The sequence below is a fragment of the Paenibacillus castaneae genome (assembly GCF_002884445.1).
Lineage (GTDB): Bacteria > Bacillota > Bacilli > Paenibacillales > Paenibacillaceae > Pristimantibacillus > Pristimantibacillus castaneae.
The window spans coordinates 4589573-4608161 of the sequence record NZ_KZ614144.1; the positions used below are offsets into that span (position 1 = coordinate 4589573).

Consider the following 18589-nt stretch of genomic DNA (forward strand, 5'->3'; position numbering starts at 1 on the left):
ACGCATTATCACTTTCAGTTTTCCTCTGCAATCGCGCGCTGTGCCAAATTATTCAGTGCAATATCGTCCATCGGCGGATTATGCAGCCCGGCTCTAACATCACGATACATGCGTTCAAGCGGCAGCTTACGGGACAAGCTCGCCGCACCAACAATTCGCATTGCCTTATCGACGATATGAATCGCGCTATTCGTCGCCACATATTTGGCAAGGCCAAGCTCCTGCTTTAGAGCTGAGCGCTCCGATGGAACGTGGTCCCATCGGTCAGCGACGCTATACAAGAGCGTGCGGGCTGTGATCAGCTCGGCTTCCATTTCACCGATTTGACGCTGAATATTAGGCAGCTCGGATATGGGGCCGGGCAGGCTGTTCGGTCGATAATTTTTGGCGAATTTAATCGCGAAATCACGGGCTGCATGTGCAATCCCTATATAACAAGCCGGAATGTGCAGAAGCGGAGCGCTGTCATAGGCGGTCCCCGCTTTTGATTTTATTTCGGCACCTTCCAACGTCTCGCCATGAGGCACGAACACATTATCGAGCACAAGGTCATGACTTCCTGTCGCCCGCATCCCTAGGGTATCCCATGTTTCCTCAATCGTGATGCCTGAGCCCATACGAACCAAAAACTCTCCTATCCGATCCTCCCCTTCAATGGATGCGGACAATGTGAAATAAGTGACGTCCGGACTTAGCGTACTATACGTCTTGCGGCCGCTGATCAACCATCCCGCTTCCGTGCGAACCGCTGACGTTTCCGGCTTGCCGCCTCTACTTGGACTGCCCGTCGCTCGTTCACTAGCAAAGCTGTTAATCGTCACGCCTTTACCGACTATCTCCTCACATAAGCTGCGATACAGCTCATCTGGCCATGATTCGTTTATTCGAAGCTGCATCACCTGTCCAAGATGCCACCCGACAGCAAGCGCCGTCGAGCCGTCTCCCCTAGCCAAATGATCCTGTGCCAGCACCAGCTCATACAGCGATGCTTCATCCCCACCATAGGCTCTCGGGACGGTCAGCTTTAAATATCCGGCCTGCCGCAAATCTGCAACGTTCTCATGCGGAAAGGAGCCCTCCCTATCATGTTTTGTTGATCTTTCGGCAAATTTCTTCGCTAGCTCGTCTATTTCTGCGGCAATACGCGCTTCCCGCTCGTTACGTACAAACCGATCTATCTGTGCCTTTGGTGTCATCTGTACTCATCTCTCCAAACTTTTTATATTGTTTCATGCTTCAGCATGAATTCATCCAGCTTGTTGCCATCCACATCATATGCCTGAAAGGTCAGCGTATCTCCGTTTATTCGAATACCCGCAAACATCTGCTTATCATTTTGGAAATGAACCTTATGATAGAACTGGTCGTCCTTCTTCTCGTTAAATTTCTGTCCGGCTGCATTCGTTACAACGTATACCGTTCCTTCAAGGTTGAACACCGTATCCTCGCCGTTTCCAACAATTTCGCCGCCACGAAGCGGATAGGATCTTGAGTATTCATGATTATGTCCTTGAAGCACCAAATCAACGCCGAATTCGTCGAACAGCTCCGTCCAGCCCTTCACCTTCTTATAGGTATTGCCTCCATACGGACCTTGATGAACTGCAACGATTGTCCAAGGCTTATCCGTGCTCTCAAGGTCTTGCTTCAGCCATTTCGTCTGCTCCTTAATATTCGATTCCGAGTTCAGCATCGTGAAATGAACGGATCCGTAATCATAGGAATAGGTCGTTCCCGCAATAGAGCCATCGGCTCCGTTATCCGGCACATTGAAATGTGAGATGAAGGGCTCCGCTCCGCCGTCCACTTCATCATGATTGCCGGTGACCGGCATGAGCGGCACCTGCATTACCCATTTCTTAGCTTTGGCGAATAAATAAGTCCACCCCTGCTCATCCTTCGGATTCTCGGTAAAATCACCATTATGAACGATGAATGCCGCTTCTGGAAAGATTGCGAATGCTTTATTTAATGTTGCACCCCACAGCTCGAAATCCTGCTCCGTTACTCCTTGCGAATCCGCAACATTAATGAAGGTGAAATCATTTTGGTCTATCGAAGCAGTCTGAAATACAGCCGCATCACTCCAACTCTTATCCTCTCCGCTTCCTACCCGGTATGTATAAGCAGTACCTGGCTTCAGCCCCGTTGCTTCTACCTTATGAACAAATCGTTTTGTTCCATTCGCAGTTGTTGTCGTACCAGTAAACGTTATTACCTTATCTGTATTCCAGCTATCCGCCGTTTTTCCTTCCATTAGCTGAATGATTGCTTCATCCTGTGCATGGTTGCTATACCAAGTAAATGCGCGGCTCCTCTGCGGATCGCCTTTGAATGTCGTCACGATCGCATAGGGCTTTATCGATTTCTCTGCTTTGAACCATTCCAGGCCTATTAAGCCAAGAACCAGTACGAAGCAGCAAGCTGCCAGTGCCATGACGTCTTTCCGTTTCCTCAACCTAACGCCTCCTTAATAGCCTTCAATCTTTATTCTATTCTATCAATAAATCCACGATCAGCGCATTCAGCAATCTTTCAGCCGACCTTAAGTTAAGAATAAGTAAAGACAAGTACAATTGCATTTGTAAGAGAGATGAACGGCGCTGAACTAGAAAAGAGGTGTGAAATGAATACAAATCTCAACTATCGCAATGAACTTAAATTTTTTATTAATCATCATCAGTATTTCATTATTCGTCAAAGGCTGAAAGACCTCATGCAGCCAGACAAGCATGTTGGACCATCAGGCGAATACCATATACGCAGCCTGTACTTTGATGATATTAACAACAAAGCCCTGCATGAGAAGCAAGGCGGAATAAGAGATCGCTCCAAATACCGCATACGTATTTATAACGGAAACGATAATATCATTCATTTTGAGAAAAAAATCAAATTCAAAGACTACATTGCTAAAGTGAAGGAGCCGCTTACGAGAGCTATGTATGATCAGCTTATCGCCGGCCAATTTGATGTATTAAAAGAAGGCAACAAGCCTCTGCTTAACGAGATTCATAATGAGATGAAGCATAATCTCTTAAGGCCCAAAGTAATTGTTGATTACGTTCGCGAGCCTTATGTGTACGATAACGGCAACGTTCGAATAACCTTTGACAAAAATCTCCGAACCGGTCTGCATGCTATCGATATTTTCGATCAAACCTTAGACCCTATTCAAGCCATTGACAATGAAATGATTATTCTTGAAGTGAAATTTGATGGATATATTCCTGCTTTTATCAAAATCGCTTTGCAGCTTGAAGGACTGAACCGACAGTCAGCTTCAAAATACGTCATTTGCCGTAAATTTCTGAAATACAACACTTGGGAGGATCAGTAAAATGGAAACCACGACGACAACAGCTATTGCTGCCGAAACAACAAACAAAACAAGCTTTGCCAACCTATTTAAAAGCTCGGTGGTTGATAACTTCACTTCAGATATTAGCCTTTCCAAAATATTAATTACACTTGCTGTCGCATTTGTGCTAGGATTTTTCATTTACTTGCTTTACAAAAGAATATTTAGCGGAGTGCTTTATTCCAAGAGCTTTAACGTCTCCTTAATCGGCATGACGATGATTACAGCTACCGTAATTATTGCAATCAACTCTAACCTCGTTCTATCGCTCGGTATGGTGGGCGCGCTGTCTATTGTTCGTTTTAGAACGCCTATCAAAGATCCAACTGATCTTATTTTCCTATTCTGGGCAGCAGTTGCTGGTATCGTTACAGGAGCAGGCTTCTACACGCTTGCGGTTATCGGTTCAATCGTAATCGGCCTCATCCTATTCTTCTTCGTTAAAGGCGGTTCCGTTGAAACCCCTTATCTGCTTGTCGTCAACTGTGATACGGATGCTACGGAGCAGCTTGTTCATAGACAAGTCGGCACACTAGTCAAACGTTATAACGTGAAGCAAAAAACCGTTACTAAAGGCAATATTGAAATGACGCTTGAGGTACGTCTTTGTGATGAGACTGGCCGTTTCGTTAATCAATTGACGGACATGGCAGGCGTGCGCAATGCTGTGCTTATAAGCTATAGCGGCGACTATGTATCCTAATAATCAGGAGGTGTTCAAATGAAGGCGAAAGCTAATGCTTGGTTTATATGCTTTTGCTCCATTCTCCTGATCATTGGACTCTCGGGATGTGCAGCAGGCAGCGCATCCTCAGATCCCGGGACGTCAGTAACCGAGAAATCAGCGGATGAGCAAAAGCTCGATGAGATCTATTTTCCGAAGGACAAGATTGTAGATGTTAAAATTACGATTGATCCAGATGATTTTCAGGATATGATGGACAATGCGAGCGCGGAAGAGTACAAAACAGCTTCGGTGGAATATAACGGACAAAAATTTGATAACGTTGCTATTCGGACAAAAGGCAATCTAAGCTTGAGCAGCGTTGTTAATATGGCCGACTCCGACCGGTACAGCTTAAAAATTTCTTTCGATGAATATGTGAATCAGACGATGCAGGGCATAAGCAAAGTCAATTTAAACAATAATTTCAGTGATGCCTCGTATATGAGAGAGTTCCTCTCCTACGAGCTGGCGGAGCAAATGGGGCTCCCTACACCTAAGTTTTCATATGTGAACGTCTATGTGAATAACGAGCTTTGGGGCTTTTACTTAGCGATAGAGCAAATTGGGGATGCTTATCTCAAGCGTAATTTCGGCAATTCCTACGGCGCTCTCTATAAAGCAAATGGCGGTACAGGCAGTGAGCTTAACTGGCTTGGGAACATGAAATCGTATACGGGACTTGATTTGAAATCGGATAAGTCCAATAATGACATTCTGCTCGATATACTGGATGAGCTGAATAACGGCAGTGACTATGAGAGCGTTCTCGATGTCGAGGAAGTATTGAAATTTATTGCGTTGAACGCAGTAGCCGGCAACTTTGACAGCTACTTATCCGAGAAAAAGCATAACTATTATTTGTATGAGGACGAGGGCAAATTCAATATTTTGCCGTGGGACTACAATATGTCATTCGGTGTATTTGGCGGGACTGGCGTTCTTATTGACGAGCCTACAACAGTCACTTTGACAGACCGTCCTCTCATCGATAAGTTGCTTAAAGTAGATGCATACAAGGAAAAATATCATGAGATTATTAAAGAAATGATAGAGGGCTATTTAGCCGAAGATACTTTCCAGGCAAGAACGGAAGAGATTAAAAATATGATTTCATCTTATGTTAAAGCGGACCCTTCCGCGTTCTACACCTATGAGCAATTTGAGCAAGGTGTAACGCAGGTTGTTTCGTTTAACAAAACACAAACAAGCTCTATTAAGCAGCAGCTTGACGGCACGATCGCTTCTTCCGGTGATGGTTCCGGCTCAGCAAGCGGCGGTATGGGCGGTGGATTTGGCGGCGGAGGCGGCCGCGGTATGGGCGGCGGAAATCGCAGCATGGGCAACACTCCACAGAATACGCAGAAAGGTGCCGGCCAAGCTGGAGGAGCAGACACTACTGCTGCATCCTTTCAAAGCAGCAGCAAATCAGCCATGACGACCAACATTCAAACGGCTGAAATGGAAACCGGAGCATCTGCAGTAATCCGCCAAGTCGCAGAAGGCGACACTGGCACTGCGGCTCCTAACGGGCAGGGTGCTCCCGGCGAAATGGTACCTCCTGATGGAAATGCTCTCCCAGAGGGCATGGTGCCGCCGGACGGCCAAATGCCTGACGGCATGCAGGGCGGTTTCGGGGGCGGCAGACCGAACATGCAGGGCGGCATGGGCGGTGGTGGCATGGGCGGCTTCCCAGGAGGACAAACCGCCGCTCAGCCTCAGGGCAGCGCCAAAGAGGCGGCTACTGCCGGAATCGCAATTATTGTTCTGCTGCTTTCCTGTGCTTTCGTCGTATTTTACAAGCGTAAACGAATATAACATAACCAAAAAGATCGCTCCATTCTGCAAAAATAGCAGGATGGATTGCGATCTTTTTATATCTAATATATGTACGTTATATGGATGTAGATTTGTAATTCTCTTTTAGAATCTGCTTTGCAATATAAAATATTTGACCCATGTGTTCCGAGTAATGTGCCGCACACTGATGCAGCATATCCAGATTTGATCTTTCCCTATTTCTCACCACTTGTTTTTGTTCCAAATGTTCATCGGTAATTTGATTAACCGTATTAATGACCAGCTGCAGACTGTGTTGAATAACACTCTCCAACTCTGACTTCTTGATATAAGTTGGTTTTAGTTCATCCTCACGATTTCTATTTACATCTTGATGGAGGATTCCTTTCATGATTCTTTCTTGAATGTTTCCATCTATATGCTTTACTAGAGTCGATATGCTATGGCTCGTATGATCCGGTCTCCAATTCACTTGCTCATCATCAAGCTGCTGCAGCGCTTTAAGGATTCGCCTCTGGATTTCTTCGAACTTTTTGGATAACCAGTCCCTGTTAAAATCATAGCTCATCGTAATATCCTCCTTAAGTTGATTAGCAGCCTGAAGGTTAAACAAGTAGGCAGTAGCTACTATTTTATCCTTATTCGACGCTGTTCTCCGCATTCTGTTTCTCCTGAATAAGAAATACACATACATACTGCATGACAGCCATGCCAAACAACACGATTGGCAGCCAGATTGATGCCATGTCATGGGCCAGCACTAGAAGCAGCGTGATCGACACAACCCTTCCTACGTTCAGAAACAGCTCACGCATAACGACTGACTCCACGCGCAGCTGGCCTTTAAGCGGCAGCGTACCTATTAGTCTGTAATAGTAAGATGTCAGTGTATTTACGGCAAGCGGGTTGCATATCGAGAACAGAATCATAAACATCGCCACGGACCAGAATTCAACTTGTATGAGAAGCAATGATGCGCCGAGTGCGACGCCTGTTGTCGATAGCAATACGTATTTCCTCACATGCTCCTTCTGTGCCTTTCGTGAGATGACATAGCCAGTCGCAACAGTTAAGGCTGAGAAGAATACACCCAAATAACCGACCCAGTCCTCGCGGCCAACTGTCCGGAACAGCATAATATTAGGCAAAAAAAGCATAATGCCTTGAAATAGCCCAAGTATAAAAAAGCTATAAAGTGCCTTTAGCCAGCGCTTGTTCTTGTGCATGACCAGCCCCATAAACCGCAAGTAATAAGCTTTATGATGGGATTGGATCTTCGGTATGCGGAAGCTCACTAGCGCAGCAATAAGAAACATAATAAAGGCCAATGTAAAAATAATAATATATCCCTGCAATCCTTCACTCCGCTGAATAATGAAACCCGCAAGCGCAGGTCCGGCAAGGCCGGCGGTATTGAATACAATCATATTAACAGCCAGAAACCGAATCCGGTTCGCTTCTGTCGATACATCGTATTGAATAACTAAATAACCAGTCCAATAAAATCCCGCAGCGAATCCGTTAAATATAGCAAACCAAATATAATAATGAGCTACCTGCTCCTGAGCAATGACAACCATGAAATAGAAGATTGCAATCATAACAATACCTAGGCGATAAGTGACCATTCGATCTCGTTTTTTGGCAATCCATCCGCCGAGTGCGAACGCAAATGGCGTAACTAAAAACACTGTAATATTATACACGCCGTTCACGACTAGATTTTGCGTCAGCCGCCATAAATACAAATTAAGAAACAAGCCTGACATGGAAGCGCCAAATTGAAAACAGCAGTGAATCCACAACGCGGTAATTGCATCCTTCCCCAGCTTACTTTCAGGTGGTAGCGGAGCTCCCTTCAACATGCCTAATCTTGACCATAAACCCGATCCCATCCGCATTTGCAGCCTCTCCCGTTGCTCGCCAATTGGTTAACGTTGTCTTTTTTGTTTATTTTATCACATACGTACGTTATCCTCTGTTCAAAGAAAGCGCTCTCTGCTTCAAAATTGTCTGTCTCCTTGCGTGTAGGCAGTATAAAGAATGCTAATCACTGTTTTAATCCGTTGTTCGCATGATTCGACCTACATCTCCAACTTGAAAGAAAGGTGGAAAACGGCTTGCCCCGTCAAAACCTATTATTCAACAATTAAAAAACCCTTCTTCTCCTGTTGATTAACGGGAGCAATAAGGGTTTATTTATTAAATAGAATGATTATATCTAGCACTTCTAAAGGGTTTACAGCTCTTTTTGTAGAATATTTAAGAGTCTACAATCTATTACTAGAAAAAGTGGTGAAACAACTATGACAAAGCATTCCTATACCGTTATTGATTTCGAAACGAGCGGGCTTGATCCTAAGAAGGATCGAGTCATCGAGATGGCGGCGATCCGCTGCGTCGATGGAGAGATCGCTAGTGAGTTCAGTACGCTCGTCCGCTATGATGGCAAGCTGTCTGCCAAAATTACAGAGCTAACCGGCATAACGGATGAGATGACCGCAACAGGCATGGATGAGGATACAGCATTTCGTATATTGAATCGCATGCTTGGCGATAACGTAATCATTGCTCATAATGCAGCCTTTGACCTCGGATTCTTACATCATTCCTTGCTTCGAATTGCAGGAAGGTCTTTTCATAACAGCTTTATTGATACATTAACACTAAGCCGAGCTAGACATGTATATCCTCATACACTATCGGATATGTGCAGCAGATATGGCATTCCATTAGTCGGCGGACATCGAGCGCTCAATGATGTCATCGCTTGCTGGGAGCTTTTCCGTAAGCTTGACGAGGAGCAGGCCGTTTCCGAGCAGCTTAATACGCTCGCTTATTTGAAGAAATTCGGTCCGCCGGCTTGGAGCCCGCCAGGGGCGAAGCTTCAAGCCATCGAACTGAAATACGCGGCTCGTTAGACGCGCTCTTTCCCTTTATCTGATTCTCCCGCATTCTTGTTAGCGGCATCACGGTCCTGCTGCATCTCTTCCACTGTTTTCACTTTAAGGCGTGCTGCGCCTTGATAATCGCGTGTTGGGAGCAGCGGGCCCTCAATCAGGCGCTTCTTAGCTGCAGCGATCGAATCTGAATACTGCGGCAGCCACTTCTCCTGCGCTACCAGCATTTCATCGACAAGCTGCCATATTTCATTTGGATTACATACAGCCCCCACTAGAGGATCCATCATGAACGCTTGCCGCAGCAGCTTATCATCGCCGTGAATAGCTGCTTCAACTGCGAGGCGCTGTACCGAAATGCTTACATTGCATACGGCAGCAGCACCAAGCGGCAGGTCGCCGACTGTCGGCATTGATACGCCATTGCGGTCAACATAACCTGGCGCTTCAATGATTGCGTCCGATGGCAGGTTGGCAATAACACCTTTATTCTCGACGTTAAAGTGACCTCGGTATACTCGTCCCGTCTCGAGCCCCTCAATAATGTACGAGCCATGCTCATGACTGCGCAGCTCACTCTTAAATTCATTCGCAGGGTCCTTCATCCAGTTCGGGAAATCCGTTTCGAACCAATTCCGGCCCTCTGTACAAATACGCAAGTAGCCGCCTGTTTCTCCGTTAATCCAAGAGCTAAGATCAATCCAATCATTGATTTCCTCCGGCCGCTTACGATACCAAGGCACATATTCGCTCAAATGACCGTTCGACTCGGTGCTGTAATAACCGAAGCGGCGCAGCATATCGATCCGAACCTTCTCCGTGCGGCTGAAATCCGGATGCTTCTCGAATGCCTCAAGCAGCTTTCCCGTCAAATCCTCACCGTTATGCTTAATTTGGATATACCAGGTCTGATGGTTGATTCCTGCGCAAATAATATCAACTTCCTCCTGCTTCAATCCAAACGCTTCAGCAATTTGCCAATGTCCGCCCTGTACACCATGACAAAGTCCAATCGTTCGCACTCCGCCGTACTTATTGCATGCCCAAGTCATCATCGCCATAGGATTGGCATAGTTCAGCAGCAGCACATCTTCCGCAGCCACCTCGCGAATATCACGGCAAATGTTCATCATTTCGGCAATGCCCCGCTGCCCATACATGATCCCGCCGGCACAAAGCGTATCTCCGACGCATTGGTCAATACCGTATTTAAGCGGAATATCCACATCTGTTGCGAAAGCTTCCAACCCGCCAACTCGGATCGTACAAATAACGTACTTCGCATTCGCAAGCGCCTCACGACGATCTGTTGTCGATTGGATCTTTATCGATAAGCCATTTTCTTCAATATCTCTTTGGCAAAGAGCCGTAACCATCTCCAGATTATGTGCATTAATATCTGTAAATGCGATTTCGATGTTCTGAAACTCAGAAACAGCAAGCAAATCACGCATCAATCCGCGCGTGAACCCGATTGATCCAGCACCGATAAACGCAATTTTGAATGTAGACATGCCAATCAGCCTCCAAATATCGTTTAATAGAGTTATTAGTTTAAATCTCCTCTACATTGTAGCAACGATTATTAGAAAGCGTTATCAATATTGTGACTATCTGCTTGCTTAAGTGTCAGAAATCGTCACTTTTTCTTACTCTTCAATCCGTCCCCGACTGTCCAAATGCTGCGTATTGACCGAGTACCTATAAGCAATCGGCGTTTGATTCGAATATTTTTTGAACATGGCATGGAAATATTGACGGCTCCCTACACCTACATAATCACAAATATCAGTGATGGCTATATCGGTCTCACGGAGCAGCATTTTGGCCTTCTCCATTCGCAGCTCCGTTAAATAACCAGTTAATGATTGGCCCTGCTGCGTGCGGAAAAGACGATGCAAATAACCCGGATGCAAGCTGACAGCCGCAGCTATATCCTTAACTCTAATATCGCGGTCATAGTTATGATGCATATATTCAATGGCTTGCTTCATATAAAGATTAGCCGGATTAATGCCCTTCGCTTTCGCCTCATGATGAATACGTGCAATTGTCACAATAAGCTGGGCGAACAATAGCTCCGTTCTCACATTCACACTTTTGCCGCGGCTATCAAGCTCCAGCACAAGACTCTTCAGTACGGGGTACAGATCGCTTTGGTCGCGTAAAAACAAATAAGAGGACGGCTCAGTGATCAAGCTGGCCACTAATTCATCCTCTAAAGCAAGCTGGCGCATAGAAGGAAACGCCGTTTGACGTTCCCTGAAATCGAATTCTACGTTTAGCATTCGACAAGGTCCGCGCTCATCAACTGTAAGCCGATGAGGAATATTCGCGTCGAGAACAATAAATTCACCCTTCCCCAGTGTCATTTCACACGCCGGGGCTGCCTTGGTAGCCTCTACCTCGATTCCGCATTGACCAGAAATGACATACATGATTTCAATGGCATCATGGGTATGAAAGCTCATCGAATAATCCGCCCACTGCTTAAAATAATAAGCAAATACATGCGGATAGGAATCACCTGCCATCCATTCCGGTTTAAAGAGCGTCTCGCTCACGAACATTCCCTCCTAGACCTACCGGCATTTTCTTTATTTGGCTGCTAGCTTAGCCATAGCGCGCAGCGCTGTTTCAATCTCTCTTTCAATCGCTTTCGCCACTGCATCTGTATGTGGATCATATTCGCCCGCCAGATCAGAATCCGCATAGCCGTCAAGCGCTAGGATCGCTCCTGCACGAGCGCCGCGCAGCGAAGCAATGACGTACAAAGCGGCAATCTCCATCTCAACGGCAATAGCACCCGCCTGCTTATATTGACGATGCGGAAATTCTACAACGCCAGAGAAAAACACATCAAGTGTTACAGTAATCCCTTTCTTCACAATACCTTCACTCTCAAGTGCTGATTCGTAAAGTGCCTCTGTAACTGCGCTGTCGGCAATAGCCGGAAAACCCGCAGGAACAAGCTGGTGTGTAAGCCCCTCTGCTCGAACGGCCGCCGTACTTACGACAAGGCTGCCTGCTGGGTGATCTGCGGAATAGGACCCAGCGGTACCAACACGAATAAGAGTTGTCACACCGCCGCGAATAAGCTCCTCGAAGCATACGGCTGCGCCCGGCGAGCCTACGCCATGGCTCACTACTGCTAGTTGAACGCCTTCATAATCACCAACAAACGTCCGGTATTCACGGGCGTAAGCCAGCTCGCGAACATTGGTCAGCCTTTGTGCGATAACCTCCGCACGTCTCGGATCACCGCATACGATTGCATATGGCGGCAAATCAGCTGGATTTACTTCTAAAATCGGCAGCATTGATTAATCAAACTCCTTTTTGATCCATTCATCCTCGGGCATCATATTCTCATCGCTTGAGAAACGCTGCTCCTTGAAGGGATCTGCATAATTATGAAAGCCATTGCGCTCCCAGAAGCCTTCACGGTCTTCCTTCATGAACTCAATGCCAGTAATCCACTTTGCACTTTTCCAAAAGTATAAATGCGGCACAAGCAGCCGCAGCGGCCAGCCATGCTTGTCCGTCAGCGGCTCACCATCGAAGCGATGAGCAAGCAGCACATCCTCATGCAGCAAATCCTCCAGCGGTACATTCGTATCATAATCCTCATCCGCATGAATCATCACGTAACGAGCATCCGGTTTAACGCCAAGATGCTTCAATAGCTCTGAGAAACGTACACCTTCCCACTCTGTATCGAGCTTGGACCAGCGTGTAACGCAGTGAATATCGCACTTGATCTTCGTCTGCGGCAGCGCCAGCAGCTCTTCGAAGCGGAATGAGCGCTCCTGCTCTACTTCTCCGAATACTCGAAGCGACCAGGTATTTATATCGTAGCGCGGAACTTCACCTTCATGCAGAATGGGGAAACGCTCCGTTACGGTCTGGCCTGGCGGCACGCGATGTGCAAGCTCAGGCGGAAGCTCTGTTTTTTTAACGGCAGTCACTTTTTTTAAACGCTCTGCTTTTTTATGCATCCTGAGAACCTCCTCTACCTTGAGCTTTCATTCGATTTACGCGCTTCCTGCATATAACCTTTGTCTTTGAAGAAAAGCATAGCCGCAATCGTAACGATATAAGGCAGCATCATAGTGAAATGAGTTGGCAGCGCGAAGCCCTGCAGCCTAATGCTCAGTGCATCCATAAAGCCAAATAACAAGCTGGAAGCAGCTACGCCAAGCGGATTGGACTGGCCCAGCATCGTTGCAACGAGCGCAATAAATCCTCTGCCAGAGGTCATGCCCTCTGTGAACATCGTTACATTGCCGAGCGAAAGCTGAGCGCCTGCAAGTCCGCATAATACGCCGCACATGAGCACTGCGCCATATTGAATTCGAGTTACTTTAATGCCAAGGCTCTTAGCGGCAGTTGGATTCTCACCAGCAGCCAGCAGGCGGAAGCCTGTAACCGTCTTAAAAAGAAACAGCTGCAATAATACAACAAGCACCAGAGACAAATAAACAAGTGGAGAATGCCCGGATAATACATCTCCCAGCCAAGGTATATCCTTGAGCACAGGAATATCCCATTTGGGCAGGCCAACCATATCCTTGTTGTAGTATGCGCCTTTCACATTAAAGACCGCACGCAGTGAGAATGTCGTTAAGCCAAGCGCGAGGAAGTTAAGCGCGATCCCCACAACAATGACATTCGCCTTGAGTTGTATACTCATATAACCGAATAGAATAGAAAACAATAATGAGCAAAATACAGCAAATAGAACGGCTAGGAATACATTTCCGGTGAAATGATTGCCCACGATTGCAGAGAATGCTCCAATGAGAACAAGTCCTTCCAAGCCTACATTAAACAACCCTACACGAGCGCAAATTGCACCGCCAAGCGCAGCTAGCAATATAGGAGTAATCATTCGCAGCGTTGAAGCAAACAGCGAGACATCAAATATTTGATCCATACTATGACCTCGCTTTCTTGCGCTTAAGGAATGAATAAGACAGCTTTGCCGATACGAATAAAATAAGTACAGCTTGAATAATGCTGGAAACCTCCAGAGGTACGTCAGTGTTGCGCTCCATGCCCATGCCGCCGGTTTGCAGCGCTGCCAGCAATATGGCAGCAACAGCAGTGCCGAGCGGGTGAGAGCCTGCTAGCAGCGTAGCCATAATACCGGACCAAGCATAACCAGGCGAGGTTAATGCGCTGTCTATATAACGATATTGGGTGCCGAGCACCTCTACAGAACCTGCAAGTCCTGCGAAGCCACCACTTACGAACATGCTGAGCAGCATCATTTTGCCGCGCTGTACGCCGCCGTAGCTCGCGAACAAAGGGTTGCCGCCCAGCATTCGAATCTCATAGCCTTTAACAGTAAATTTCATAAAGAAGAAGAGCAGCACTGCTGAGACAGCAGCAATAATAAATCCGCCATGAACGCTCATCCCGTGGAACAGCTTAGGCAGCCATACGCTTTTGTCAATCATAACTGTTTGCGCCATCGCGGCAGAACCCGACCGATCCTTAAGCGGGTAGGATACGATATAACCTGCAAAAAGAGTAGCAATATAATTAAGCAATAAGGTCGTAATGAGCAAATTCATCTTATACTTGGCATCCAGCCAACCAGCAAAAGCAGACCATATTCCCCCGGAAATAATTCCCGCCATAATGGCTGCTACAAGCTTAAACCAGCCTGGTCCCGGCAAATAAATAGCCGTCAGCGCAGCGCTCAGCGCACCGAGTACCATTTGTCCTTCCGAGCCCATATTAAAAAAACCAGCACGAAAAGCAAGCGCGACGCCAAGACCAATCAATATAATCGGCGTAGCTCTGCTAAGCGTATTCGTAAAAAAATAAAAGCTTCCAAAGGCGCCCTTCCACATTTCTGCGTAGGTGTCCATGACGGAGCCCCCGACGATGACGATAGCGATTGCGCCTGCCGCTAAGCCAACCAAGATAGCTAGCAGCGGCTGCAGCATTGAACGTCCGAATTGTAACAGCTTATCCAACCGCTCTTCCTCCTGCCATTAACAAACTAATATGCTCCTCTGTAGCCTCAGCCGCATTCAGCTCGCCTACGATCATCCCCTCGAACATGACCAAAATACGGTCTGACAGCTTCAATATTTCCGTCAGCTCAGATGAAATGAGCAAAATGGCTCCACCTTCATCCCGTTTCTTCAGCAGCTCTCCATGAATAATTTCCATAGCGCCAACATCCACCCCTCGCGTAGGCTCCGCTGCTATAAGAAACGGGGTTTTCTGAGCCAACTCGCGGGCTACGATAAGCTTCTGTAAATTACCTCCAGACAGGTACTGTGCCTTCGTCGATAATGAGCCAGTTTTTATACCGAATCGCTCTACCCATTCGCTTACCATCTGACGAATGCCCTGCCCGCCTAATACGCCATATTTCTGATGCTTGCCTGTATGACCCATGAGACCGTTCTCCGTTACAGTTGCATCCTTAGCTACGCCCCATTGATAGCGATCCTCAGGTATATGAGCAAGCCCGATTTGCCGAATCGCGCCAACCGGCGCCCCCGTTACATCTTGCCCAAGCAGCTTAATCATGCCTTCATCTGGTTTCAGCAGTCCAGAAATCGCTTGAATAAGCTCTGACTGTCCGTTGCCAGATATGCCTGCGATGCCTACGATTTCACCTTCATTTACATGAAGATTAACATCGCTGAGCAGCGGCTTTGTTTTGCTGCCTCGAACACTTATGCCTTCAAGGTCAAGCACAGCTTGGCCGACTTCCGTTGCGTTTCGGGATATATGAATTAAATCCCGGCCTACCATAAGCCGTGATAATTGTTCGGCATTAGTGTCCTTCGAAAAAACCGTTCCAGTTACTTTTCCGTCGCGCAATACTGTAATGCGATCGGCTACATCCATAATTTCTTGCAGCTTATGACTAATCAGAATAAAGCTTTTTCCTTGTGAAGCCAATGTTTTGATCGCAATAAGCAGCTCTTTCACTTCAAGCGGAGTCAAAACACCTGTCGGTTCGTCCAAAATAATAATTTCTGCTCCTTGATGAAGCACCTTCAAAATTTCAACTCGCTGCTGCATGCCTAAGGAGCAATCCGCTACCTTCTTCCATGGATCAATCGGCATGCCAAATTGCTTGCCGAGCTGTTCAGTTTCCATTGCCGCTGTCTTCCGATCGAAGCCAATCCCTTTGGACGGCTCGCGTCCAATCACAATATTCTCGGAAATGGTGAAAGTAGGGAAAAGCATGAAATGCTGATGCACCATTCCGATTTGATGCCGAATAGCATCGGTTGGATTCTCGAACGTTACCGGCTTCCCATTAAGCACAATTTCGCCGCTTGTTGGGCTTTCCATTCCATATAAAATACGCATGAGCGTCGTTTTGCCCGCTCCATTCTCACCAACCAGCGCGTGAATCTCTCCTTTTTGCAGAGTGAAATTCACATTGCTATTAGCGGTTACATTCCCATACGACTTCGTGATGCTATTCATTTGCAGCAGCATGCACACGCCCTCCCCTTCCATAAGCCGATCATGCGTAAACAGCTGTTGCTGTACTCTGGCGGCAAAGATTCGTTTCCCAATCATAAAAACAAAAAAGCCGGGGCTGTTCCATAAGTCAAATACCTGAGAGATATGCTTTATAAAATTACAATATAATTTGGTGGAATAGAGCTAGAAACTAGCTCTATTCCACCAAATTCGTATACTTTTGAAGAAATAGAGCTAATTATTAGCTCTATTTCCTAAAAAACGATCAGATATGAGCCCATATGATGATAAATGAGCGAAATAGAGCTAGAAACTAGCTCTATTCTACCAAATTCACTTATTCTTGAAGAAATAGAGCTAAATATTAGCTCTATTTCCAAAAAAACGATCAGATATGAGCCCGTACGCAGAAGATCGTATAGAAAGGGCTGTCCTAGAAGTAACAAGCAAACAAACCGGCTGCATGGCAGCAGCCGGTATTTTTACTATTTAACTAACGGATTTACTACTTTTATTTTACCAGAAATAATATCATCCGCTATAGCTTTTACTTTGTCTACATTCTCTTGTCCAATAAATGCGCTTAGCGGTGAAGTACTGTCATGCGTTACGAATGTAAGACCTACGCCGCCTTCCTTCAAGCCGTAATCAGCAACGCCGTATGTGAAGTTACCTTCAACAAAGCTTTTTACTGTTTCATAAGCTACTGCATCTGTACCTTTCAATTGCGATAGAACAATATGCTCAGCATCTTCTTCGGTACGATCCGTATCTTGACCAGCAGTGTAGAAGCCTTTCTCTTTCGCAGCTTCAAAAACGCCGTTATCGCCAACTGCCGCCATACCTGCAACAAAGTCAGCGCCCTTCGTGTTTTGAAGCAAAGCAAGCTCTTTACCTTTTACTGGATCTGTGAAGCCTCCAACATAGTTAATAAGGAACTGCGCTTCTGGATTTGTGCTTTTCAGACCTTGCTCAAAGCCGGAAGTGTATTTGCTAAGCAGCGGTACATCCATAGCAACTACTGCGCCAACAATATTGGTTTTGGTTGCAAGACCAGCCATTGCACCCATCAAATAAGAAGCTTCTTGCTCACGGAAATTTACGCTGCGAACGTTCGGCAGATCAACTACAGTATCAATGACTGCAAAGGATTTGTCCGGGTTTTCGGTAGCTACTTTAGTTAATGCATCTTCCGCTTGGAAGGTTGCTGTAATAATAAGATCATAGTTTTCTGCTACTGTCGCGCGAAGGTTTTGTTCGAAGCCAGCGGGATCAGTAGATTCAATTGTTTTTACATCAGCGCCAAATTCTGCGCCTGCTTTCTTAAAGCCTTCATCCATCAGAACAAAAAATTTATTAACACCGATTTTTTCAGGCAGAACAAGTGCGATTTTTTTCTTTGCCGCTTTGTCGCCGCCCGATTTGTTGCCCTCTTCGTTTTTACTAGCTCCGCAGGCCGCAACGACCGCTACCATCAAAAACAAAGATACCGCTAAAGCAATAGCCTTCTTCATCGTAATCTCCCCTAAACCATTGTATATTTAATTCCTTTTAATCCTAGTTGTATTATCGGGATTTGTCAATAGTATATAATCGACAAATTTCTTGTTTATTCTACAATAAATTAGGTCTCCTGGGATATGTATTGATTAATTATTCATCATTTCGTAACATCTTCTTCCATATTTCGACTCATTCGCTCAAATATAGACAGACCTTTCTCCATTTCGGCTGCAGACATCCCTCGGAATAGCTTTAGCATTAGCTCTTTCCGGACCGTTTCTATGAGCTCCACATTTTTCATTCCTTCTTCTGTAATATCCAGCATCACGACACGACGATCCTTATCGCCCCGCTCCCGCTTAATATAACCAAGCTCGATCAACCGATCTGCTATACCCGTAACGCCTCCACTCGTAATGAGAAGCTGTTCCGCCAATGCTGATGCCTTCTGCGGCCCTGTATTCGCCAATATAGTAAGCATCCTGCCATGCGTCATACCTAGGCCATGGACGTTATGAGTATTCCATTCCGAATTGATTAATCTGCGCACCTGACGAAAGGATTCATCCAGTCGTTTCATTAATCGCATTTTTTCCTCGGTTAATTCATACACTTTATTACCTCCTCATTCTATTCCACCCGGATTTCGTTTCATTAATAATGCAATAAATACTTCACTTTCATATGAATCATACCTTATGTTGACCGCACCAGCTACAGTTAAAATAGATGTGTATATGATTTCCAATTATTCGTCAAAAAAAAGGCCAGCCTGGCAATCCAGCTGACCTGTTCCTATCCTTCCATTCTCATGCATCCACTTATTTCTTCTTC

17 protein-coding genes are annotated in these 18589 nt (G+C 46.0%); 4 read left to right on the forward strand and 13 right to left on the reverse strand.

The genetic code is table 11. The features are described 5' to 3' along the window. Window positions 1-14: 14 nt before the first annotated feature. Both CEF13_RS20595 and CEF13_RS20600 read right to left on the reverse strand, forming a co-directional pair. Window positions 15-1196 (reverse strand): acyl-CoA dehydrogenase family protein, encoded by a 1182-nt coding sequence (locus CEF13_RS20595; protein ID WP_102713523.1) that lies wholly within the window; start codon window positions 1194-1196, stop codon window positions 15-17. Window positions 1197-1219: 23 nt separating this feature from the next. Further along, on the reverse strand, window positions 1220-2458 hold the full coding sequence (locus CEF13_RS20600; protein ID WP_243864265.1) for a purple acid phosphatase family protein: 1239 nt from the start codon (window positions 2456-2458) through the stop codon (window positions 1220-1222). Between the two features lie 168 nt (window positions 2459-2626). Here CEF13_RS20600 and CEF13_RS20605 point away from each other — a divergent pair, with 168 nt between their 5' ends. Genes CEF13_RS20605 through CEF13_RS20615 form a run of 3 tightly spaced genes read left to right on the forward strand, consistent with a single transcriptional unit; the run spans window position 2627 to window position 5903 of the window. After that, window positions 2627-3340 (forward strand): polyphosphate polymerase domain-containing protein, encoded by a 714-nt coding sequence (locus tag CEF13_RS20605; RefSeq protein ID WP_102713525.1) that lies wholly within the window; start codon window positions 2627-2629, stop codon window positions 3338-3340. A 1-nt stretch (window position 3341) separates the two neighbouring features. Beyond that, on the forward strand, window positions 3342-4064 hold the full coding sequence (locus CEF13_RS20610; protein WP_102713527.1) for a DUF4956 domain-containing protein: 723 nt from the start codon (window positions 3342-3344) through the stop codon (window positions 4062-4064). Window positions 4065-4082: 18 nt separating this feature from the next. Continuing rightward, the gene (locus CEF13_RS20615) at window positions 4083-5903 is read left to right on the forward strand and encodes a CotH kinase family protein (RefSeq protein ID WP_102713529.1); all 1821 of its coding nucleotides are present in this window, start codon (window positions 4083-4085) and stop codon (window positions 5901-5903) included. A gap of 76 nt (window positions 5904-5979) precedes the next feature. Here CEF13_RS20615 and CEF13_RS20620 read toward each other — a convergent pair whose 3' ends face one another. After that, a complete protein-coding gene (locus CEF13_RS20620; RefSeq protein WP_102716477.1) occupies window positions 5980-6453 on the reverse strand; it encodes a DinB family protein in 474 nt (157 codons plus the stop codon). 70 nt (window positions 6454-6523) lie between these two features. Continuing rightward, on the reverse strand, window positions 6524-7786 hold the full coding sequence (locus CEF13_RS20625) for an MFS transporter (protein WP_102713531.1): 1263 nt from the start codon (window positions 7784-7786) through the stop codon (window positions 6524-6526). Window positions 7787-8191: 405 nt separating this feature from the next. Here CEF13_RS20625 and CEF13_RS20630 point away from each other — a divergent pair, with 405 nt between their 5' ends. Continuing rightward, window positions 8192-8806 carry a 3'-5' exonuclease gene (locus tag CEF13_RS20630; RefSeq protein WP_102713533.1) on the forward strand — a complete coding sequence of 205 codons (615 nt, stop codon included), beginning with the start codon at window positions 8192-8194 and terminating at the stop codon, window positions 8804-8806. Here the strand turns inward: CEF13_RS20630 and melA are convergent. From melA to CEF13_RS20675, 9 genes are all read right to left on the reverse strand, one after another. Continuing rightward, window positions 8803-10299, reverse strand: a complete 1497-nt coding sequence (gene melA, locus CEF13_RS20635; protein WP_102713535.1) for an alpha-glucosidase/alpha-galactosidase — start codon at window positions 10297-10299, stop codon at window positions 8803-8805. The genes CEF13_RS20630 and melA overlap by 4 nt on opposite strands. A 135-nt stretch (window positions 10300-10434) precedes the next feature. Further along, a complete protein-coding gene (locus tag CEF13_RS20640; protein ID WP_208414268.1) occupies window positions 10435-11355 on the reverse strand; it encodes an AraC family transcriptional regulator in 921 nt (306 codons plus the stop codon). A gap of 27 nt (window positions 11356-11382) precedes the next feature. Then, window positions 11383-12105, reverse strand: coding sequence for a nucleoside phosphorylase (locus CEF13_RS20645; RefSeq protein ID WP_102713539.1), 723 nt, complete (start codon window positions 12103-12105; stop codon window positions 11383-11385). A 3-nt stretch (window positions 12106-12108) separates the two neighbouring features. Further along, a complete protein-coding gene (locus CEF13_RS20650; protein WP_102713541.1) occupies window positions 12109-12783 on the reverse strand; it encodes a sulfite oxidase-like oxidoreductase in 675 nt (224 codons plus the stop codon). 14 nt (window positions 12784-12797) lie between these two features. Then, window positions 12798-13721: an ABC transporter permease gene (locus CEF13_RS20655; protein WP_102713543.1), complete on the reverse strand. Its 924-nt coding sequence runs from the start codon at window positions 13719-13721 to the stop codon at window positions 12798-12800. A 1-nt stretch (window position 13722) separates the two neighbouring features. After that, window positions 13723-14742 (reverse strand): ABC transporter permease, encoded by a 1020-nt coding sequence (locus CEF13_RS20660; protein ID WP_102716478.1) that lies wholly within the window; start codon window positions 14740-14742, stop codon window positions 13723-13725. 22 nt (window positions 14743-14764) lie between these two features. After that, window positions 14765-16264, reverse strand: a complete 1500-nt coding sequence (locus CEF13_RS20665) for an ABC transporter ATP-binding protein (RefSeq protein WP_102713545.1) — start codon at window positions 16262-16264, stop codon at window positions 14765-14767. 473 nt (window positions 16265-16737) lie between these two features. Beyond that, complete coding sequence (locus tag CEF13_RS20670) at window positions 16738-17766, reverse strand: BMP family lipoprotein (protein WP_102713546.1); 1029 nt, start codon at window positions 17764-17766, stop codon at window positions 16738-16740. A gap of 146 nt (window positions 17767-17912) precedes the next feature. Next, a complete protein-coding gene (locus tag CEF13_RS20675; protein WP_102713548.1) occupies window positions 17913-18368 on the reverse strand; it encodes a MarR family winged helix-turn-helix transcriptional regulator in 456 nt (151 codons plus the stop codon). Window positions 18369-18589 lie beyond the last annotated feature (221 nt).